Source organism: Streptomyces sp. NPDC030820, from assembly GCF_055572075.1.
On sequence record NZ_JBVIEB010000004.1, the window covers coordinates 104410 to 125283 of the forward strand.

Genomic DNA, 20874 nt, shown 5'->3' on the forward strand with positions numbered 1-20874 from the left:
TTCATCCCCCTCAGCCCGGGTCTACCCGCCGACAGCCCTACGCGGCTGCCCGAATTCGTCATCGCTCTTCAACGGCGCCTTGTCCCGCGGATACGGCTGGCCAACACGCCCGTACAGCTCGATCAACTGTGCCTGAAGCACGGCAACCGAACGACGAAGATCGGCAATCTCCTCGCGAAGCTCTTCGACCGCGGTGCGACCGGTACCCGGCTCCAAATCTTCGAGTTGTTCCTGGATCCGGTGGAAGCCATCCGTCAGTTCGTCGAGAGTCAGGCGCTCAGAGGCTGACTCGTCTGGAGTGGCGCGTACGAACACGGCCTTGCCCGGCTGTCCGTAGACGAGCCCTTCTTCTCTGAGGATCCGAAGCGCGTCCCGCACGACGGTGGTGGATACCCCGTGGGCCTTCACGAGCTGAGACGCAGAGGGCAGTGCCGCTCCGACCTGCAGCTTTCCACTCGCGATCTGCGAGCGCAGTTCATCCGCAAGCCGCTTGTACGCCGGCCCCTCCTGCACCTCTGCCACTCTCCAGCACCCTTCTGCCCGTACCTACTGCACTAGCCACAGATAGTGCAGCACACCGGGTGAGAGCCGAGCCAGGCAGCTGCGGCGACGGGCCGTCAAAGAACTGCGCTGAACCGCTTGACAACCTCATGCACTAGGCTGAACCTAGTGCATGAGGTTGCAGAGACCCCGTGAACGACCTCGAACACAGCAATGGCCCTGGCAGTCGTGGGCCCGGGAAGTGCGCCAACACCTCCCGAAGCCCTGCCAGGGCCACGCATCGAATCCCTTTGCGAGGAGTTCAACGATGCTCGACGAGCGTACCGCCGCATCGGTGGTCGTATCCCAGCCGGAGCAACCGGCTTCTACCACTCCGTCTCAGGCGCTGCGGCAACTCGCGGACCTGCTGGACGGTGTTCCCGGGCTCCCGGCGATGTACATCACGATGTCCGACAACGAGCGGGTCGGACTTCAGCTGCCCTGGTACGAGGCGGCTGCGCCGCAAGACCGGTTCCCGGCCGTGTCCCGTCTCGCCCAGGCCATGGGCACCCGCCCCCGCCTGAACCCCTGGCGCCGGAACGGCTTCGTCTTCGAGGCCCACGGCAGGGTGGGCGTCCTGCACATCCACGTCTACGCGCCCTTCGACGACATCCAGGTCGAGCCCACTGACGCGGACCAGGACAGGCGGGAGCAGGCGTGATGGCCGCCGCTCCGTTCTACGACCCGCGCCCGGTGTGCGCGAAGTCGAGGTGCCCCCGCTGTCACCGCCCGGTGTTCGTCTCGCGCTGCCACACGGCGCGGGAGGAATGCGGGTCGTGCGGCTTCGCCTGGACTCCGTCCCAGCGGATCGAGCGAGCGGAGGTGCGCTGATGGGCACCCACCTCCGCGGGATCCAAGGTCGGCGTCGGCCGCATCTGCAAGTGGTCACGTCGCCGATGGACCGCCTGAGCCTGGACCTTCCCGCTCTCGACGACGCGGCATGCCGGACCGAGAACCCGGAGCTCTTCTTCTCCGAGGCAGAGTCGGCCGTGCTGGCCGCGAAGACAGTGTGCGGGCGCTGCCCGGTGCAAGGTGCCTGCCTGGAACGGGCGTTGGCTGCGGGTGAGGCATACGGCGTCTTCGGCGGGCTCACCCCGGACGAGCGCCATTCCCTCAGCCGCCGGCGCCGGAAGGGAGCAGCGGCATGAACGAGCCGAACTCTCCCCAGCCCATGGAGCCGTACGTACTCACCGACGCGCTCGGCCGCATCTACCCGTCATCGGCCCCGGCTCCGCTCGTGCACCAGGCGCCGGCGCCGACAGGCCTGGTCCCGTCGTGCGGTTGCGCCCATGCACCGGCGGCGCCGTCCCGGGCGTCGGCCATGTCGCCCGGCGCCCTGGTCGCCGCCGGCATGGCAGGCACGCTCGTCGTCGGCGTGGTCCTGGTCGCGCTTCTGCTGTCAGTCGCGGTCGTCGCCGCGTCGGTCGCCGTTGTCGCCGTATCGCTCACCGTGTGCGCGATGGTGCTGCGGTCGATGACCCGCGACAGTGCACGCTCGCGACGCGGTCCACACGGCGTCTGACCCCGCGCCCTCTCAGCTCACCCCCTTTCCGCACGGCTGCCGGTGTGCCCGGCCCTGGCCCGGAGCTGCCCGAACGCGCCCGGCAGCCGTCCGATTCTGGAGGTTTTCCCCTCATGTCCACTCGGGCTCTCCCTAACCACCCGCGTCCGACGGTCGCCTCGCTGACGGCCGCCAACGGCCAGCTCCGCCGTCAGCTCGCCGCGCTGCGGCATGACCACGCCGAACTACTGGCCGCGACCTGCGCCGCCGTCTCCGCGTACTACGACGGCCAGGCGCTCCCGCTCACGGTGCTCATCGACACGTTGGACCAGCTCAACGCCCTGCCGGAGTACGCCCCGCAGCTCACCCGTGAGGCCCTGGCCGCCGTCGACGGCGAGACGCCGGCTCTGGTCGGGAGGCGGATCGCATGAGCGCCCGTACGCGATGCCCCGCGTGCGGCTGGCACCCCGCATATCGCAACCAGCGTGCTGCCCGCCGCGCCGCACGCACCCACATCTGCCACCCCACTCACGCGAGGAGGACCGCACGATGACCGACACCACGACCGCCCCGGAGACCCGGCTGCGCCGCCTCCTGGCCTTGGCCGCCGCCTCCCGCAAGGCCGTTGAGCTGGAATGGGAGCGGGAAAAGCGCGAACGGATCGAAGCACAGGTGCGGATGGCGCTGCAGCTTGCCGACGACCAGACACAGGAGGCCTTCCCCGACACCCTCGCCCAGGTCGTTCAGGCCGACGAATGGGCCGGCTACCCGGCGCTGTACGTCGACGGGATCGAGTACGAGTGGGCGATCGGTCCGAGCGCGGTCAGCTACCTGGACGAAGGCGTCTGGCTGCACCACACTTTCGCCTCCCAGCCCGGCTCCATGCCAGAGCCGCGCTGGACACTGCTCGTGCCGTGTGTGTGCGGCGACTACCGCGAGGTGACCGTCTCCGACGACTACTCCCTCGCCCGCGAGCTGCAGCATCTCACCGACCACTGCGATCTGGGGCCCTCCGCGGCCCGGCTCGCCGAGCTGAGGGCCGACGAGGAAGAGGCCGCCTGATGGACGCCTCGCCGCTGCCGCAGAACGTCACGCTCCCCGACGCGCCCGTCATCCGCCGCCGCGCCTACCTCGCCGTCTGCGCCGGCACCCCCGGCGTACTCGGTTGCCGGTGGCACGTCTGGCACGCGAACGGCACTTACACCGGCTACTGCACCGACCCCGGCCTGATCGACCTGACGATCGCCGCCTACGAGCGCGGCCCCGGCCGCCAGTAGCCGCCCCTGCCGCCCGCCCCGCGCGGTTGACCCCCACATCCCGCGCCGGGGCGGGCCACGGTCCCACCACCTCCCTTTTCCACAGCCCTGTTGAAGGAGCCTTCGTGTCCGCCCCCATCCTGCTGGCAGCCCCGGCCGCAGCTCCCACGGTGACCATCTCCGTCCTGCTCCTGCTGGTCCTGGTCGCCGGGATGCTCTGCTACTTCACCGAACACCGCTGGTCGACGTTGATCCTGGGCATCCTGATCGGCCTGTACATGACCGGCAGCTTCGCCGACGGCGTCAAGGGCGCCGTCTCCCAGTCTGTCGTCGCCGTCGTCTCCGGCCTGAGCAACTCCCTCGGTTGAGCGCGATGACTACCGACACCCTCAACGGGCCCGCCGAGACTGAAGTACCACGCCACGACTGGCTGTTGTACGCAGGGATGGGTGCCGTCGGCCTGGCCGCTGCTGCGTCTTCGTACGCGGCCCTGCAGGACCTGGCCATGCGTACCGGCTGGTGGCCGTGGCTGTCCTGGCTGCTACCGCTGACCACCGACGCCTACGCCATGACCGCCGTGCGCGTGTGGCTGGGGCATTCCACCCGTAGCATCCGGGCCCGCGCGTGGGCCAAGGCGAACGCCATCGGCGCGATCGTGCTGTCGGTCGCGGGCAACGCGGTCGATCACGCCATCGCCTCACACGTGATCGCCGTGTCCTGGCCGCTGATCGTCGCCGTCTCCGCAATCCCGCCGGTCGTCCTCGGACTGCTCGTGCACATGGCGCACTTGCGCGCCCTGCCCCCTGCCGCGCCCGCGTCCGGCACTCCTGCCGCCGAAGACGGACGGCAGACCCCGCCACCCGCCATGGCGGCGCCCCCGCTGCCGATTCCTCCGGCAGCCCCTGCCAAGCCGAAGCGGCGGCAGCCCCGCCGCCCGGTCAGCGACGGTGGCAAGCGGCAGGCCCTGTCCCCGGGACCGACGGATGAGGAGCTGATCGAGGCAGCCCGCGAGCGCGCCGCTGCCGGGCAGGAGCCGTCGGCCACGTGGCTGATCAAGACCTACGGCATCGGCACCCGCCGCGCAGGCCGCATCCGCGACGCCGCCCTCGACAGCCCGGCACCGGAGCCAAAATCAGCTGACGAGCCGACAACGGATGCCGAGTTGGTGCTCACCGGTGGTGAGAGCTGATGGGCACCGCATACGCCAAGTGCTACGACCCGACCGGCGCTCGGCACGGGATCCCGACCTATCCCTGGCGCCTGGCCCCGGACGGGCTCGCCACCCGCCGGCAGTTGCGGGCACGAGGGCTGCGGCCCGGCGGTCAGCCCGTAGTCGCACAGGTCCTCGTCTACACCCGCCACGGCCACCAGCGCGTCGCCTACCTCTACCGCATAGCCGATGCCAAACCGGTCCGGCCGATGACCTCGCGCAAGTGGGGAGCCCTCGCCCTGGCGATGCTGGCCCGCCGTACCTGCCCGCAGTGCGGCATCACCTACGGCCACTGCATCCCACGCTCGCTCGGCATCTGCGTCCTCTGCGCCTACCCCGAACCCAGCACCCGTGCCACAGAACAGGAGTTCACCCAGTGACCGACCCGACCATCGTGGCCGTAGCCCTGCCGCCTCTGGCGGCCTGGGCAGCCCACAGCCTGTGGCTCGCCCGCCGCCTGCGCATTGCCCGCGTCGACCCGCTGACGGGCCTGCCCACCCGCGCCGCGTTCACCTCCCGCGCCATACGGGCGACGGCCCGACGGCCACTCAGCGTCCTGCTCCTGGACGTCGACCGCTTCAAGGACGTCAACGACGCCTTCGGGCACGCCGCCGGAGACGCCCTGCTCACCGCGATCGGTCAGCGCCTGCAGAGTTGGTGCGCCGAACATGGCGGGTTCGCCGGCCGCTTGGGCGGTGACGAGTTCGCAGCCGTAGCAGACCTGGACGACCTCGCGCCTCTCGACCTCAACAGCCTGATCCGCCGCCTGCAGGACAGTGTCGACATCGACCGCCCGGCGCCGATCGTCCCGCGCGTATCTATCGGCATCTGCCGCCCGGTCGACAGCCCGGGCGCCCCGTTCGATCTCCGCCTTCGGGCCGCCGACGAGGCCATGTACGGGGCCAAGCAGCTGGGCACCAGCTGGCGCTACGCCGTTCCGCAGCCCACCCACGCCACCACCGCAGGCCGTCGCGCGGGACGACGTGGCACTCACAACGCCCTCTCCTCCAGCTGAAAGGACTCCGACTCCTCATGCCAAATCGAAGCCGGGCCCGGAAGGTCGCCTACGGCGGCGCACGCACCGTCCACGTCCCGCGCACCCGCCGCCGGGATGCCCAGCCCATCGTCCTGGTCGTCCCCGAACGACCCACGCTCGCTCAGCGCGCCGTCCGCGCCATCGGCGTCTGGCTGTGGGAGACCCGCCGCAGCTGGGCCCCGAGTGGCATGGCCGTCGCCGCCTTACTCGCCGCCGGTGTCGTACACGTGCTCGCGTGGTGGACCGCTATCGTGCTCGCCCCCGCCGCGGGCATCCCATTCGGCTGGCTGGCCTGGATGAACCTCCGGCATCCGGCCGACGACCGCTCGATCCGCCGCTGGCGTCGCGCACTCGCCGCACTCGGCTCCGTCACAGCTGCGTGGGCCGCGCTCGCCGTCGGCTTCGGTCCGCTCACCCGGCCGCTGCCGCTGATCTGGATCGCCCTCACCGTCACCGCGCAAGTGCTGTGGCTGCGCACCCGCCACACCGCGAAGACCGCACCGATTGAGGAGATCGACTGATGACCACGCCCAACGGCAACACGTGGAAGAACGACTTCACCGCGTTCCGCGACACCACCGGAGCACCAGGGCCATCGGCCAACGGCACGGGCCGCAGCAATGGCCGCGCCAACGGCGGCTCCCGGCGCGGCGGGGACCGGCACTACCACGTCCACGTTGGCGGCCCCCAGGACGGTAAGCCCAACGCCGGACCCGGCGACGGGTTCTTCGCCCGCAGCGCCGGCGGCGGCACTAGGCCTGGGCACAGCCCGCTCGCGGACCCGCAGTTCTTCAACAGCACGGACGTCCGCAACTACTGCGACCAGGCCCGCAGCGTCTTCCTCCAGCTGTCCTTCGAGCTCGCCGGAGCCGCTGAGGTCCTGCAAGCGGCACTGAGCCAGGTGCCGGACCCGCAGGGCGGCCGGATGGCCTCCCGTGCTCGGGCCCGCCGGGTGTCCAAGAAGCTCAAGAAGACCGCCGACGAGGTCCGTGCCGCCGCGAAGAACGCGGTGGCCACCTACGCCGCCTTCCAGCGCGAGTTCGAACCGGAGCTGGCCCCGTACAACCGCCGCGCTGCTGCTGGCCGCCGCCGCTTCGATTTCAACCTCTGACCCCCCGCGTACCAGGAGGACCAAGCCGTGTCCCAGCCCACCCCCGAGCAGCTGATCGAAGAGCAGTTGCGCGCCGCTCAGGGCGGCGGCGGTGTGATCGAGTACCTGCTGCACCGCCTCAAGCCGCACCTGCCGCCGTGGCTCGCCGGAATCGGGACCGGCCTGGTCTCCTGGCCCGCCCATATCTACTGGGCGGACAACGCCGCCGCCACGGCTGGCCTTACGCTCGCCTCGGTCGCGCTCACCGGCGCGACGTGGGCAGCGGGCAAGTCCACGACCGCACAGCGCCGACTGCACTCCGCCGTCACCGTGGCCGCCGGGACCAGCTGGTTCACCGCGGCCGCCATCGCCGGGCCCGACGCCGGACCGCTGGCCGGCCTGTACTTCATCGGCGGTCCCGCCCTGGCCCTGTCCTGGAACATCCGCCAGATCCTGCGCCGAAACCCCGACGCCACTGGCAGCGCCGACGGCGGCATCTGGGAAAAGGTCGGCCTGGCCAAGACCATGACGACCAAAGCCGACGCCGCCCCCAACAAGGCCACCATCAGCTACCAGTTGCCGCGCGGCGAACTCACCACCGACGACGTCTCCAAGGCCCTGCCCAAGCTCGCATCTGCCCTGGACGTCCCGCCCAATGCCGTCCGCCACGCCCCGGATCCTGAATCGGCTTCGCGGGGCGAGATCGTGATCGTCCCTCGCGATCTGCTGAAGAACACAGTCCCCTGCCCCGGTCCCTCCCACCCGGGCGGATCGATCGCCGACCCGGTGCACGTCGGAATCTACGAGGACGGCACCCCGGCCGTCATGTATTTCCCCGGCAACTCGACAGCCGCCCGCAACGCCATGCATCTGCTGGTGATGGGCATGACCGGCTCCGGCAAGTCCGAGGGCGGACTCACAGCCCTCGCGGAAGTCGTCACCCGACGGGACGTGGTCGTTTGGGCCTCCGACCCTGCCAAGGCCGAGCAGACCTTCGGCCCTCTGCTGCCTGCCCTCGATTGGGCCGCCCTCGATGTGCCGTCGACCAAGGCCATGGTCGCCGCCCTGCACGCGGTGATCCCGGCACGTACGGCGTGGCTGGCCAAGTACGGCTACAAGCAGTGGGAACCGGCCTGCGCCGAGCCCCAGGCCGACGGCTCGCCCGGCATGCCTTACCTGATCGGCTGGTTCGAGGAAGCTGCCAAGACCCTCCGCGAGACCGACGAAGACGCCCTCACCGGCATCGCCCAAGAGGCCCGGTCGGCCGGAGTGTCTCTGGTCGTCTCCATGCAGCGCGCCTCCCACAACCAGGTCTCCACCGACACCCGTGCCTCCCTCGGCTCGTCCTGGTGCCACGGCGTCCGCAACGACACCGACGCCGGCTTCGCCCTGGACGACGACGTGCTGGACGCCGGCGCGGCCCCACACGCGTGGAAGGACAAGAAGCCCGGCTACAGCTACCTGGTCGCGAACGGCATACCCGAGACGTTCTGGGCCACCCCGCTGCGGGACTACCTCTCTGCCCGCGAGTACCTGGAGTGGGTCGCGCTCACCTTCGCGGACATACGCGCCGCAGTCGACCCAGTCACCTCGCAGGCCGCGGCCAAGGTCGCGGGACGCCACTACACCCAGCGCCCCCGCTACCCGCTGCCCGGCGCCCCTGACACCCAGCCCGCCCAGGAGGACACCACCATGCCCAGCCACGCTCCGCGCGCCGTCGCGCAGGCCGCCGACGACGACCAGGCCGTGGCCTTCACCGCATACGACGGCTACGACCAGGACGACGAGGGCCTGGACAGCATCGACCCCGAGCAGGAGATCCCGCTCCCCACCACCGTGCTGCAGTTCAGCGAGCGCCCGCCCACTACCCCGAAGATCAAGCTCACGCCGAAGCAGGCGCGCCAAGCCATGGAAGACCTGCTGCAGGAGTTCGAGGACGAGGGGCGCACCATCGTCCGCCCCGCCGACTTCATGGAGCACTGCGACCGCCACGGCCGCTCCCGAGCCTGGGTCTCGGGCCAGGTCGCCCAATTCGTCATGGTCGGCCGCCTCGCCGAGACCGAAGAGACCGGCGTGTATCGGATCGTCCGCGACGACGAGGACGAGGCCGCCTGACGGCTCTGACGCGCCAGACGCGTCTGACATCGCTGACGTCGACCGGCCCAAACGCACGGGTCATACGCGCGCGCGACCCCCGTCAGACGCGTCTGACATCCCCGACCTGACGCCCCTGACACCCGAGAGCCCAGCCCTCACGGAACCCCAGGAAGGCCCCTCGTGAACGCACACTCCCACCCCGCCCACAACACCGCCGTGGCCCACGCCCTGAGCGCTGCCCACCGCGGGTTGGCGGTGATCCCGCTCAGCCGCACGAAACTCCCCGCCGTCCGCTCCCCGCACCGAGCTGAGCGCCGGCGCATCCGCTGCCACGGCGAATGCGGGCAGGTCGGCCACGGCATCCACGACGCCACCACCGACCCCGACGCCGTACGTGCCCTGTTCGCCGCCGCACCGTGGGCCACCGGCTATGGCATCGCCTGCGGACGCGCCCCGCACCACCTGATCGGCATCGACCTGGACATCAAGAACGACATCGACGGCATCGCCAACTTCGCAGCCTTGGCCGACGAACACGGCTTCAAGGTCCCGGCCACCATCACGGTTGCCACCCCGAGCGGCGGCCGACACCTGTGGCTCCGTGGCCCTGCCGATCGCACCATCCCGAACTCGGTCGGCCGCCTCGCGCCCGGCATCGACGTCCGTGGCACCGGCGGCTACCTGGTCGGCCCCGGCTCCACCAGCAATCGCGGCATCTACACGCTCGTCCCCGGCACCGAGCACCAGGCCCTCGGCGACCTCCCACACCGCCTGCTGCAGCTGCTCACTCCGCCCACCCCGGCGCCGACGATGGCAAGCCCGCTGCCGGTCGCCGGACGCAAGGCGCTCGCCCTGGTCCAGTTCGTTCTCGACGCCTCCGAGGGCCGGCGCAACGACCGCCTCTACTGGGCAGCCTGCCGCGCGTACGAGACCACCGACGGCCCCGCCCTTGCCGACGCGCTCATTGAGGCCGCCACCCGCGTCGGTCTACCGGAACCCGAGGCCCGCGCCACGGTCGCATCTGCCGCCCGTCGCATCGCGCGAGGTGCCCGATGACCCAGCACGTCAACGGCGCCAACGGCTCGGCCGCGCTCGCCAAGGAGATCCTCGCCAGCCACGGCGTCGACCCGGACAAGAAGGGTCCCTCCCAGGCATCCCAGCTCGTTGCCCTCGCCCGCGAGCGCTACGACTTGTTCATGTCCGACGACGGCCGCCCCTACGGCGTGAAGGTCGACGGCCCCAACCTCGCCCTCCCTCTCCGAGGAAAGGCCGGCCTGCGCTCCCAGCTCGCCCGCATCTACACCGACGTCAACGGAGGAACCGTGCCCTCACAATCCGCCCTTGCCGACGCCATGACCGTCCTGGAAGGCCTCGCCGCCAACGCCGATCCCCGCACCCCTCGTCTACGCGTCGCGCGCCACGACGACCGGATCCTCATCGACCTCGGCACCTCCGACGGCCGCTGCGTCAGCGTTGGTCCCGACGGCTGGCAGATGCTGTCCGACTCGCCGGTCGTCTTCCGTCGCTCCGGTGCGATGAAGCCGCTGCCTGCGCCCGTCCGGGACGGCGACGGCCTGGCCAAGCTGCGGAACCTGCTCAACACGACGGACGAGGGTTTCCACCTCCTGGCGGCATGGCTTGTGGCCGCGTTCATCCCTGACCTGCCGCACCCGATCCTCGCCTTCCGCGGCGAGCAGGGCACCGGCAAGTCCAAGGGCGCGGCCATGGTCATCGGCATCATCGACCCGTCCGGAGCTCCCAAGCGCACCGCCCCGCGCGATCTGAAGTCCTGGTCGGTGCAGGCCTTCAACTCCTGGGCAATCTGCCTCGACAACGTCTCGATCATTCCCGACTGGCTCTCCGACGCGCTGTGTCGTGCAGTCACCGGCGACGGTGTGGTCGACCGTGCCCTATTCACCGATGACGACGTCGTAGTCCTCGAATTCCGACGAGTCCTGGCAATGACGACGATCGATGCGGGAGCTCTCGCCGGCGACCTCGCCGAGCGACTGCTGACGATCGAGTTGCAGCTGATCCCCGACCACAAGCGCCGCGAGGAAGCCGAACTCGATCGCGCATACGCCGAAGCCCATCCGGCCATCCTCGCGTCGCTATTCGACCTGCTCGCCAAGGTCCTCAAAGCCCTCCCCAATGTGCAGCTGACCGAACGCCCCCGGATGGCCGACTTCGCCCGCGTCCTGGCCGCCGTCGACCACGTCACCGGCTGGAACACGCAGGCTTCCTACAAGGCCACCGCCGCCGACGCCGTGGCCGACGTCCTGGACGGCGAGCCCTTCGCCCAGGCCGTCGTCGACCTCGTACGGTCGTCCGGCCCCGACGGCATCACCGTTACAGCTGCCCAGCTCCTGGAGAGTGTCACCGCACCGGAGAAACTGCCGAAGAAGTGGCCCAAGGACGCCACCCGCGCCGCCGGCCAACTCAAGCGGCTCGCCCCCGCGCTGCGCACGATCGGCATCGACGTCGACGACTCCAAGCGCCAGCCCGACGGCAACCGCTCGCGCCTCTACAGCCTCACGGCATCAGAGAAGCACTGCATTTCAGTACCCGGAGCACCCACAGCACCCGAACCGACCGCTGACCAGGAACGATCCCCGGGCGCTCACACGGACCCCAGCACCCGCGCGGGCATCCACAGCACCCGACACCTCGCCCCTCCGGGCGCTGCGGGCACTCCACCGGGCGCTGGCCCGCTCCGAGCACCCGGCAACCATGCCCCCACTGACCAGGCCGAAGTCCCGCCCCCGGGTGCTACGGGCGCTCCGGGTGCTGACTCGCACCTCTTCTCTGTTGCCGCGCTCCTGTGCCAGGGCTGCGGCAGCCCCCTCGACCCCGTCCTCGCCGCCGACGGTGCCACCACGCATCCGGGCTGCGACCCGACATCCATCACCAGGAGCTGAACCATGCGCATCCGCCTCCACGGCACTGAAGCCGAAGTCCGCGCCATGGCCGATCGCTTGGCCCGCGCCCTGGACGTCCTCGACATTAGCCGCCCCTACCCGGACCGCCCGCCGAGCCGACTGGTCCGCCTCTACCTCACCGTCACCCTGCCCACCGCCGAAGCCGCCGATTACGACCTACAGGAGTCCTGACCATGTCCCACGCCATCGAGCCCACCACTCTCCCCCGCCTCCTGCTCACCGCCGAGCAGGCCGCCGAAGTGCTGCAGATCGGCCGCACGAAGGTCTACGCGCTCATGGGCTCCGGCCATCTCAAGTCTGTGCAGATCGGCCGCTTGCGCCGCATCCGCAGCACAGATCTGCAGGCCTTCGTCGACAGCCTCCTCAATGAGCCGCCCGCGGCCTGACCACTGGAAGGGAGCTTGCATGGGACGCAAGCCCAACCTGCGCTCATCGATCTACTACAGCGAGAAGGACGGCTCCTGGCACGGCTGGGTGACCGTCGGCACGAAGCCGGACGGCAGCCCGGACCGTCGTCACCGACGAGGCAAGACCGAAACCGAGGTGACCGAGAAGATACGGAAGCTGGAGAACGCCAGAACCGCGGGCCAGGTGGCAAAACCCGGTCGCCCGCCGACGGTCGCCTCGTGGATGCGTACCTGGCTCGACACCATCGCCCCTCGCACGGCTGCCCAGCACACGATCGATTCGACGTACCGCCCGAAGGTCGTGCACCACATCATCCCGAACATAGGCCGACACCGGATCGACCGCCTGGAGCCGGAGCACCTGGACGCCCTCTACCTCAAGCTCGCAGAGTCGGGTGAGCTGAGCTCGAAGACGCTGCTCATGATCCACCAGATCCTGAGCCGCGCTCTGAAGATGGCCCACCGACGCGGACTGGTCGCACGCAACGTCGCAACTCTCGTGGATGCACCTCGGCACCGGGACAAGGCCTTCGAGCCCTACTCGCAGAAGCAGGCCCGGCGCCTCCTGGAGGCCTCGAAGCGCAGGCGCAACGGTGCCCGCTGGTCGGTCGCTCTCGCCCTCGGCCTCCGGCAGTGCGAAGCCCTGGGCATGCGCTGGTCGCATGTGGACCTCGACGAGGGCACCGTCAAGGTCTTTCAGCTGCAGAAGCGGCGCTATCGGCATGGCTGTGCTGATCCGCACGCATGCGGTACGCGGTATCACAGCAAGAAGTGCGTGCCCGGGTGCGAGTCGCATGCCCGCTACTGCCCGGAGCGCACGGGTGGTGCCTGGTACTTCAAGGAACCGAAGCACGAAGGAGAGGACAGCGGCCCGGTTCTCGACATCCCCCCGCAGTTGTTGCCCCAGCTACGCGCCCAGAAGGCCGCCCAGGCCAAGGAGCGGCTCGCGGCCGGCGACCGGTGGGAGGACTGGGACCTCGTGTTCGCTCGCCCGGACGGGCGACCGATTCCGTCCCGTGACGACTGGGAGGAATGGAAGGAGCTCGCGCGGGAGGCCGGCATCCGCGAGTCCCGTACGCACGACGCCCGGCACACCGCAGCCACGCTCATGCTGGAGCAGGGAGTGGACATCAGGGTCGTCCAGCAGATCCTCCGGCACTCTTCCCTCGCCGTCACTAAGCGTTACGCACATGCGACGCGCAAGCTGACGAAGGAGGCCGCGCACAGGGTCGGTGACGCCTTGTGGGGAGGGCAATAGATGCCGAGTCGCGTATCTCGCGAAGTGGTGCTGGGCACGGAGGAAGTGCAGTTCGGCAGTGACGCCCGCAGCCTTCCGGGCCTTGACCCAGTCGTCGCGGAAGTTGCTGCGCCGCAGTTGACCGCCCTGGGGTCACATTGAGCATCTATGCTTCCAGACTTCTTTATGGAGACGACCAGATGTTACGTGCCGCAAATAGGGAGAAGGCAACAGCCAGCAGCACGAACAATTCGCCCACGAGGATCGCCTGCCTTAGTCTACGGATGCGCACCACCAGGGTAGACGAGTCTTTAACAAGCAGAAATGACGCGACAAAGGCGACAGGGACGAGAACCACCGTGACATCCTTGGCTGTAAGGCCATGCGTGTAGTCCTTACCATCCTTGACCGACGTCACAGTCCCTGTATCGCCGTCCATAGCGACCTGGTATCTCGCCGGGGCGGTGGATTTGGGAGTTTCCGCTACACCACGCCAAATTAGCAAGTAGATACCGAAGGCGGTAATGATCATGGCGAGGTAGAGGAAGATTGAGGTCACACGAACAAGCCGGAGGTGGCACTTAATCCACATTCGCTCGGGGCGCTTTAGGCTTGAGTGCCTGAGATAGAGCTCGAACGTTCTCCTCTCTTCATCAACTTCCCTATCCGCAGGTTTATACCTCGCGTCCAGCGCCACACATTTCCGACGCAGTCGAACCGACGTATCTGCAACACGGATACTTACGTGATTTGTCTCCGCGTCAGCAAAAGACACCATTTTCCATGCAGTCTTTCCGAAGTGCTCTCCAACGGGGATCACTCTGGCGCTTCTGTACTGACCGCTCCACTTGAATGAAAAGAAGACAGAGCGTTCCTCCTTTACTTCGATAATGAATGGCTTATCGAGAGGAACAATGCACTTCGAAAATGCCATCCATCGGTAACCATACGTCGCGTACGCGTCGAGAATCTTACTGGCTGCTCTGCCTGCAACGGTCTCAGCCTTGCTTTCCCCTTCAGCCATCTTGAGAAAATCCCGCAAAGTCATTAGCAGACTAGTGATTTTCCTCTCCGGCTCATCCCAGCCTCCCAACTTGAAGTGGCCGCTATTTCGCTTTTCGCGAACAAAATGCGGGAGCGCAATGAGGGGATTCTCCGTGCCACTCAGGTGTTCCCTGTGGGCCAGCTCCCTCACTAGCTCTGTGACTTCGCTACATGTGTGGAACCAGTGATCATAAAGACTATCCTCCACTGCAGACTTCAGCCACGGGTCCTGATTGAGGTAATGACGGGTCTTCCTCCGCTCGGACAGAAATCTAGTCCTAGGGCTCCGCCACACTTCATCGTATGCCTGAGTTGGAAAATAGAAGAGCGCGGCCAGGAAATCCTCGAGGTCTTCACCGATCGGTTCTCCGATGTCTGCACTCAGATATCTGATGTAACGCGCCTGAATTCGCGCACTGTCGTCCATCCGAGTTCGATACACCTTTTTTTCCGCGACGCTGATGCGTAGATCCAGGAGTGGAACCTTTGGGAGCTCCGTAATGGGCAAAGTTAGACAAATGCCGCCATTTTCAATTAGGTTCTTAGGGTCTTCACTCTTGAGAATCTCCAAGTCCTCCGCCAAGCCGCCAACACTCAAGCCTCCATTTTCCGGAGCACTCACTACTTCACTAAAAGGCCTGACATGAATTTCGCGATCTCGCTCTGACCACATCGCTTTAGAGAAAACCACTCGCTCAATTGCCCGCAGGCGCCAGGATTTAAGGTTATCGAGAAGGGCAAGAGTGATGCGATCGTGCGGGGTGAATACTTGTTTCGCGAAAGCTTCCTTAGACGGCTCCACTGCGACCTCCCTGCCTCTTAGCGTTCCAAGATCAGTCTTGTCGGAAGTGATTGAATCCCACATCTCGTGTGCGCCATTTGGCGGCCGCCTTTCACCCCTCGACGAGTCGCCCTATGTGGTAACTTCGCCGACTGGCATGAGCGAGCCCTGCCACCGGGTCAACGAACATGCCAGTCAACCGCCACGGCACCGCATGGGTCATGAGGAGAGCCACATTCCTCGGTGGCGTCGCCGTAATGCCACCGTGAGCCGGACGGGACCTGTGAGACTGCTCGGGCGGCTATTGCAGGACGTTGAGTCACGTGAGGCAAGGACCAGACGCACCACAACCGCACCAGACCGAGCGGGGATCAGCGGGGAACCACGGTGAAAGCGGCCCAGCCTGACGAGGCCACGAACCGTCCGTTCGCCCAGCTCAGCGCCCAAACCGCTCCCAAATGCTCGCAGCTTCCCAAGCTGACAGCGCGAGTTCGATTCTCGTCACCCGCTGCAGAGAGAAACCCAGGTCAGCAGCCTGAGGTTTGTGTTTTTGGATGCTGGCTCTCCGGTGGCGTCGGCCAGCCTCTGGTCTTCAGACCGGCCCTGCCCCTTTCGGTGACGGCGGAGGAACGACCGCATCGGCCGTGACTGCCGTTGTCGTGGCAGCCTCACGGCCGGGCAGGCCGACTCAGCGGGTGGCCATGATGGCGTCGAGGATGACGGTGGATCGTCCGGGTGTGCTGCCGGAGAGGACCCGCAACTGCACCTTGTGGGTCGTGATGGTGGTGCCGAGCGTGTAGGTGAACACCACTTGCCGGTAGGCCGTCGTCGCGGCGTAGGCGTTCACCGTACCGACCGTTTTTCCGTCCACCAAGACCGCGAAGCGCCCGCCCGACGACTTCCGGGTTGCGACTATGCGCAGTTGGGTGCCATCCGCCGAGAAGGACACGTACGCGCCCTTGGTGGCGGAGGTGCGCTCGATGCCGGACCAAGCGGAGGATGCCGCTACCGACTTCCAGGTGCCGGTGTAGTGCAGTGCCGTCGCGCGGTCGTCGAGCGGGATGCCGGTGGTCACTGCCTTGCTCCAGGGGCCGGTCTGGCCGGCGTCGTCGTGGGCGCGAACGTAGAAGCGGCAGGTGTCGCACCTCGCACCAGGTCCACGGGGAGGGGTGGTACTACGTGTGCAGTCAGAGGAGGGTGCAGCAAGAAGGTAGACCCGACCATCATGGTCCCGACTGCTGTGGCCGCTGCTGACCCGGCCGGGACTGCCTGAGAGTCGCGCAACGCGATTACGACGGCCCCGGCGGCTTCGCTCACAACTGCATTGAGGTGCTCCCGCGCCCCGGCGTCTGCGACGTCTGCGGCGAACCCCCCGAAGCAGACCCCTGGGTGTTCGACCGCCACCACGGCGACCGCCACCGGGCCTCGTAAGGCGCGGCCGCGCAGCATCGAAAAGAGGGCGCGATGACGCCTTGCTCAACGCAGAGCACGCCGTCCGGCCATACGAACGCTCCCTGGGCCCAGCCGATCTGACGCCCTGCGCGTAAAGCAGGGCGTTGCCAGGCCGCCGGGGAGTCTCTGGAGATGTTGTCCGAGTCTGCTCGACCACGTGGCGCCCAACGGTCGACCATGGCCTGTGTCGTCGGGCCGGGGGTCAACAAGCCCCGTAGCTGCGCGGTGCGCCCCCGGCGCTGCCCTTAGCGCACCGTGGGAGCGACTGCCTCTGTCGGTCACTAAGCGTCACCGAATCAGCAGGGCGCAAGCTGACGAAGGATGCCGCGAAACGGCTCGGCGGCGCGCTGCGGGAACCGCAATTGCAACCAGAACTGCAACCAGCGGGCCACTTCCGGGTCACCCCGAGGGCGGCCCGCCTCCTGCGTAGCAGACGAGGTGGTGCCCGGAGCCGGACTTGAACCGGCACGCCCGCGAAGGGGCAGCGAGGTTTAAGCTCGCCGTGTCTGCATTCCACCATCCGGGCAGGCCATGGGCTCCGCTTCGAGGTTCGAGCCTATCGGGACGCATCCCCCGAACAGCGGTAGGGCGGACCGATGTTGTCTTATTTTATTGACGTCTGAGGGTGCATCAGCCCCCGGAACGGGCCATCCGCACTTGCCAACAGCCTGACGTGACGTGGGTACGGCCGTACGTGGAATGACGGAATTTCACCGTCCGAACGAGGGTGTTCCACCCGTTCTCGACATCGTTGGACAGCGGTTCGAGAGCGAGTCGACGGCGAGTCGGCGGCCGTCCGGGGCGGTGCCGGTCTCAGGGTCGCCGTCCTCCCCAGGTATGACGCCGCGCTCTCCCGTCCGACCCGAGTCGGCCTCCGGAACCGGAACAGCGACTGACTACACGCGCGCCGCGCGCCGGGACGATGGAGCGGTCCCCTTGGAACACACGTCGTCCCGACAGGAGCACCGTCCCGTGACCACCACACCCACCGCCGGCCGGACCACCGCCGTGGCCGCACGCGCCACGGAGCTGTCGAAGATCTACGGGCAGGGTGAGACCCGGGTGGTCGCCCTGGACCGGGTCTCCGTCGACTTCCGGCAGGCCGAGTTCACCGCGATCATGGGCCCGTCCGGCTCCGGCAAGTCCACGCTGATGCACTGCGTGGCCGGCCTCGACACCTTCTCCTCCGGCTCGGTGCGGATCGGCGAGACCGAGCTGGGCTCCCTGAAGGACAAGCAGCTCACCAGGCTCCGCCGGGACAAGATCGGCTTCATCTTCCAGGCCTTCAACCTGCTGCCGACGCTGACCGCCCTGGAGAACATCACCCTGCCGATGGACATCGCCGGGCGGAAGCCGGACAAGGCCTGGCTGGATCAGGTGATCGCGATGGTCGGCCTGTCCGGGCGGCTCAGCCACCGGCCCTCCCAGCTCTCCGGCGGCCAGCAGCAGCGTGTCGCCGTCGCCCGCGCCCTGGCCTCCAAGCCCGACATCATCTTCGGTGACGAGCCGACCGGAAACCTCGACTCGCGCTCCGGCGCCGAGGTCCTCGGCTTCCTGCGCAACTCCGTGCGCGAACTGGGCCAGACCGTCGTCATGGTGACGCACGACCCGGTGGCGGCCGCGTACGCGGACCGTGTGGTCTTCCTGGCGGACGGCCAGATCGTCGACGAGATCCACGGTCCTACGGCCGACTCCGTCCTCGACCTCATGAAGCAGTTCGACGCGAAGGGCCGTACCTCCTGATGTTCCGCACCGCCCTGCGCAACGTCCTCGCGCACAAGGCCCGGCTGCTGATGACGGTGCTCGCCGTCATGCTCGGCGTGGCCTTCGTCTCCGGGACGCTCGTCTTCACCAACACCATCTCCGACGCCTACCAGAAGAGCTCCGCCAAGGGCTTCGACCAGGTCGACGTCGCCGTACAGCCCAAGTACCAGGACTCCAAGGGCGACAAGGTCGGCAAGCTGTCCGACCTGACCCGGGCCACGCTGGACAAGGCCGCCAAGGTCCCGGGTGCCGCCTCCGCGACCGGTGTCGTCAGCGGCTTCACCGCCGTCGCCGGCAAGGACGGCAAACTGGTCGGCGGCGACTGGCAGTCCGCCGGCGGCAACTACTGGGGCACCAAGGACGCCCGGTACCCGCTGGTCAGCGGCCACGCCCCGCGCGGAGCGGGCGAGGTCCTGCTCGACTCCAGGACCGCCGAGCGGGCCGGCTACCGGGTCGGCGACACCGTGCGCCTGTCCGTGAACGGCCCGGTCCTCACCCCGACCCTCGCCGGCATCTTCACCACCGACGACGGCAATGTGTCGGCGGGCGGCAGCCTCGCCCTGTTCGACACGCCGACCGCGCAGCAACTGTTCGGCAAGAAGGGCACCTTCGACGAGATCGACGTCAGGGCCGCGGCCGGCACCAGCCAGTCCGCGCTGAAGGCCGAGCTGGACAGGGCCCTGCCCGCGCACCTGGCGGAGACCACCACCGGCAAGCAGCTCGCCGACGACCAGGCGAAGCAGATCGCCGACTCGATGAGCGGTCTGAAGCAGGCCCTGCTGGTGTTCGCGGGTATCGCGCTGTTCGTCGGCACGTTCATCATCGCCAACACCTTCACCATGCTGGTCGCCCAGCGCACCCGGGAACTGGCCCTGCTGCGCGCGGTCGGCGCCTCCCGCCGCCAGGTGACCCGCTCGGTGCTGATCGAGGCGTTCGCGGTCGGCGCGGTCGCCGGTGTGGCGGGGCTCGCCGCCGGCATCGGCATCGGCGCGGGCCTGCGCTCGCTGCTGGGCTCCTTCGGCGCGAGCGTCCCCGACGGGCCGCTGGTGATCAGCCCCGGCACCGTGGTGGCCGCCCTCGCGGTCGGCATCCTCATCACCATGCTCGCCGCCTGGCTGCCCGGCCGCCGGGCCGCGAAGATCCCGCCGGTGGCGGCGATGAGCAGCGTGCATGCCAAGGCCACCACCAAGTCGCTGGTGCTGCGCAACACGCTCGGCGCCCTGTTCGCGGCGGCCGGCGTCGCGGTGGTCCTCGCGGCCACGTCGATGAACGCCGACTCCGCCCAGGGCCCGATGGGCATCGGCGCGGTCCTGCTCATCATCGGGGTGTTCATCCTGACCCCGCTGCTGTCCCGCCCGCTGATCGCGGCCGCCGCCCCGGTGCTGCGCGCCTTCGGTGTCTCGGGCAAGCTGGCCCGCCAGAACTCGGTGCGCAACCCGCGCCGTACGGCGGCCACCGCCTCCGCGCTGATGATCGGCCTGACCCTGATCACCGGCATGACGGTGATGGCGGGCAGCCTGCAGACCGCGATCGACAAGATGGCCTCCTCGGCGATCCGCGCGGACTACGTCGTCTCGATGGCCAACCGCTCCCCGCTCTCCCCGGACGTGGCGACCAAGCTCGCCGCCGCCGACGGCGTCACCGCCAGCAGCCCGCTGCGCGACGCCGAGTCCCGCATCGACGGCAAGACCGAGTTCCTGACCGGGGTCGACGGCTCGTCCATCGGGAAGCTGACCGACCTGAAGGTGGACGCGGGCACGTTCACGGTGGGCGGCTCGCAGATCGTCGTGGACAAGGACCGGGCCAAGGAGTACGGCTGGACGCCCGGTTCGCACTTCACGGCGCACTTCGAGGACGGCAAGGCCCGGACGCTGACGGTCGCCGGTGTCTACGAGGGCAACGACATGATCAACGGCATCATGCTCGACAACAAGGTCCTCACCCCGCACCTGAAGGACCCGGCCGACATGCAGGTCATGGTCAAGACGGCGAACGGCCCCTCCGACGCGACGAAGAACAGGCTGACGAAGGTCCTCGGCACCAACCCGGCGATCAAGATCCAGGACAAGCAGGACATCTCCAACAGCATCGCGCAGATCTTCACGACGATGCTGAACATGCTCTACGGCCTGCTCGGCATGGCGGTGATCGTCGCGGTCCTCGGCGTCATCAACACCCTGGCCATGTCCGTCTTCGAACGCGCCCAGGAGATCGGCATGCTCCGCGCGATCGGCCTGGACCGCAAGGCGGTCAAGCGGATGGTCCGCCTGGAGTCCCTGGTGATCTCCCTGTTCGGCGGGGTGCTCGGCATCGGCCTGGGCGTGTTCTTCGGCTGGGCGGCCGGTCAGCTGCTGGGCACGAAGATGCCGACGTACGAACTGGTCCTGCCCTGGGGCCGGATGGCGGCCTTCCTGCTGCTGGCGGGCACGGTCGGCGTCCTCGCCGCGCTGTGGCCGGCCCGGCGCGCGGCCAGGCTGAACATGCTGGCGGCGATCAAGGCCGAGTAGCGGTCGTACGACG

Annotated in this window: 23 protein-coding genes, 1 tRNA gene and 1 pseudogene; 20 read left to right on the top strand and 5 right to left on the bottom strand. The window is 68.3% G+C overall.

Annotated features, from left to right (window positions below; all coding sequences use genetic code 11):
- Window positions 1-21: 21 nt before the first annotated feature.
- Window positions 22-522 (bottom strand): GntR family transcriptional regulator, encoded by a 501-nt coding sequence (locus ACZ418_RS12290; protein ID WP_468361071.1) that lies wholly within the window; start codon window positions 520-522, stop codon window positions 22-24.
- A 286-nt stretch (window positions 523-808) separates the two neighbouring features.
- On the opposite strand from ACZ418_RS12290, the gene ACZ418_RS12295 reads away from it, so the two are divergent.
- The 18 genes from ACZ418_RS12295 to ACZ418_RS12380 all read left to right on the top strand — a co-directional run bounded on the left by ACZ418_RS12295 (window position 809) and on the right by ACZ418_RS12380 (window position 13334).
- Entirely contained in the window at window positions 809-1201 is a 393-nt protein-coding gene (locus ACZ418_RS12295; protein ID WP_468361074.1) for a hypothetical protein, read from the top strand.
- Between the two features lie 235 nt (window positions 1202-1436).
- A complete protein-coding gene (locus tag ACZ418_RS12300) occupies window positions 1437-1688 on the top strand; it encodes a WhiB family transcriptional regulator (protein WP_468361077.1) in 252 nt (83 codons plus the stop codon).
- Window positions 1685-2062 (top strand): SpdD protein, encoded by a 378-nt coding sequence (locus tag ACZ418_RS12305; RefSeq protein WP_468361080.1) that lies wholly within the window; start codon window positions 1685-1687, stop codon window positions 2060-2062. The genes ACZ418_RS12300 and ACZ418_RS12305 overlap by 4 nt, the downstream gene beginning before the upstream one ends.
- Window positions 2063-2175: 113 nt before the next feature.
- A complete protein-coding gene (locus tag ACZ418_RS12310) occupies window positions 2176-2472 on the top strand; it encodes a hypothetical protein (protein ID WP_468361083.1) in 297 nt (98 codons plus the stop codon).
- Between the two features lie 118 nt (window positions 2473-2590).
- Complete coding sequence (locus ACZ418_RS12315; RefSeq protein ID WP_468361086.1) at window positions 2591-3103, top strand: hypothetical protein; 513 nt, start codon at window positions 2591-2593, stop codon at window positions 3101-3103.
- Window positions 3103-3318 carry a hypothetical protein gene (locus ACZ418_RS12320; RefSeq protein ID WP_468361089.1) on the top strand — a complete coding sequence of 72 codons (216 nt, stop codon included), beginning with the start codon at window positions 3103-3105 and terminating at the stop codon, window positions 3316-3318. The genes ACZ418_RS12315 and ACZ418_RS12320 overlap by 1 nt, the downstream gene beginning before the upstream one ends.
- Before the next feature lie 104 nt (window positions 3319-3422).
- The gene (locus ACZ418_RS12325; protein WP_468361092.1) at window positions 3423-3665 is read left to right on the top strand and encodes a hypothetical protein; all 243 of its coding nucleotides are present in this window, start codon (window positions 3423-3425) and stop codon (window positions 3663-3665) included.
- A 5-nt stretch (window positions 3666-3670) separates the two neighbouring features.
- Entirely contained in the window at window positions 3671-4486 is an 816-nt protein-coding gene (locus tag ACZ418_RS12330) for a DUF2637 domain-containing protein (protein ID WP_468361095.1), read from the top strand.
- Window positions 4486-4887, top strand: coding sequence for an RRQRL motif-containing zinc-binding protein (locus ACZ418_RS12335; RefSeq protein ID WP_468361098.1), 402 nt, complete (start codon window positions 4486-4488; stop codon window positions 4885-4887). Before ACZ418_RS12330 ends, ACZ418_RS12335 begins: the two co-directional genes overlap by 1 nt.
- The gene (locus tag ACZ418_RS12340; protein ID WP_468361101.1) at window positions 4884-5522 is read left to right on the top strand and encodes a GGDEF domain-containing protein; all 639 of its coding nucleotides are present in this window, start codon (window positions 4884-4886) and stop codon (window positions 5520-5522) included. The genes ACZ418_RS12335 and ACZ418_RS12340 overlap by 4 nt, the downstream gene beginning before the upstream one ends.
- Window positions 5523-5539: 17 nt before the next feature.
- Window positions 5540-6064 (top strand): hypothetical protein, encoded by a 525-nt coding sequence (locus ACZ418_RS12345; RefSeq protein ID WP_468361104.1) that lies wholly within the window; start codon window positions 5540-5542, stop codon window positions 6062-6064.
- Window positions 6064-6654 carry a plasmid transfer protein TraA gene (gene traA, locus ACZ418_RS12350; RefSeq protein ID WP_468361107.1) on the top strand — a complete coding sequence of 197 codons (591 nt, stop codon included), beginning with the start codon at window positions 6064-6066 and terminating at the stop codon, window positions 6652-6654. Before ACZ418_RS12345 ends, traA begins: the two co-directional genes overlap by 1 nt.
- Before the next feature lie 27 nt (window positions 6655-6681).
- Entirely contained in the window at window positions 6682-8748 is a 2067-nt protein-coding gene (traB, locus tag ACZ418_RS12355) for a plasmid transfer protein TraB (protein WP_468361110.1), read from the top strand.
- Between the two features lie 162 nt (window positions 8749-8910).
- The gene (locus tag ACZ418_RS12360; protein ID WP_468361113.1) at window positions 8911-9786 is read left to right on the top strand and encodes a bifunctional DNA primase/polymerase; all 876 of its coding nucleotides are present in this window, start codon (window positions 8911-8913) and stop codon (window positions 9784-9786) included.
- Window positions 9783-11648 (top strand): ATP-binding protein, encoded by a 1866-nt coding sequence (locus ACZ418_RS12365; RefSeq protein WP_468361116.1) that lies wholly within the window; start codon window positions 9783-9785, stop codon window positions 11646-11648. The genes ACZ418_RS12360 and ACZ418_RS12365 overlap by 4 nt, the downstream gene beginning before the upstream one ends.
- Before the next feature lie 3 nt (window positions 11649-11651).
- A complete protein-coding gene (locus ACZ418_RS12370; protein ID WP_468361119.1) occupies window positions 11652-11840 on the top strand; it encodes a hypothetical protein in 189 nt (62 codons plus the stop codon).
- 2 nt (window positions 11841-11842) lie between these two features.
- Window positions 11843-12055 (top strand): helix-turn-helix domain-containing protein, encoded by a 213-nt coding sequence (locus ACZ418_RS12375; RefSeq protein ID WP_356314058.1) that lies wholly within the window; start codon window positions 11843-11845, stop codon window positions 12053-12055.
- Window positions 12056-12074: 19 nt separating this feature from the next.
- Window positions 12075-13334: a tyrosine-type recombinase/integrase gene (locus tag ACZ418_RS12380; protein ID WP_468361123.1), complete on the top strand. Its 1260-nt coding sequence runs from the start codon at window positions 12075-12077 to the stop codon at window positions 13332-13334.
- 27 nt (window positions 13335-13361) lie between these two features.
- On the opposite strand, the pseudogene ACZ418_RS12385 reads toward ACZ418_RS12380, so the two are convergent.
- From ACZ418_RS12385 to ACZ418_RS12400, 4 genes and pseudogenes are all read right to left on the bottom strand, one after another.
- Window positions 13362-13466 (bottom strand): annotated as a pseudogene (locus tag ACZ418_RS12385) (tyrosine-type recombinase/integrase); the annotation flags it as partial.
- Window positions 13467-13497: 31 nt separating this feature from the next.
- Window positions 13498-15222, bottom strand: a complete 1725-nt coding sequence (locus ACZ418_RS12390) for a hypothetical protein (protein WP_468361126.1) — start codon at window positions 15220-15222, stop codon at window positions 13498-13500.
- Window positions 15223-15826: 604 nt separating this feature from the next.
- Window positions 15827-16213, bottom strand: coding sequence for a hypothetical protein (locus ACZ418_RS12395; RefSeq protein WP_468361129.1), 387 nt, complete (start codon window positions 16211-16213; stop codon window positions 15827-15829).
- 816 nt (window positions 16214-17029) lie between these two features.
- Window positions 17030-17116: transfer RNA gene (locus ACZ418_RS12400), tRNA-Leu, on the bottom strand.
- A 446-nt stretch (window positions 17117-17562) separates the two neighbouring features.
- Here ACZ418_RS12400 and ACZ418_RS12405 point away from each other — a divergent pair.
- Complete coding sequence (locus ACZ418_RS12405; RefSeq protein ID WP_468361132.1) at window positions 17563-18333, top strand: ABC transporter ATP-binding protein; 771 nt, start codon at window positions 17563-17565, stop codon at window positions 18331-18333.
- A complete protein-coding gene (locus tag ACZ418_RS12410) occupies window positions 18333-20861 on the top strand; it encodes an ABC transporter permease (RefSeq protein WP_468361135.1) in 2529 nt (842 codons plus the stop codon). The genes ACZ418_RS12405 and ACZ418_RS12410 overlap by 1 nt, the downstream gene beginning before the upstream one ends.
- Window positions 20862-20874: the final 13 nt, after the last annotated feature.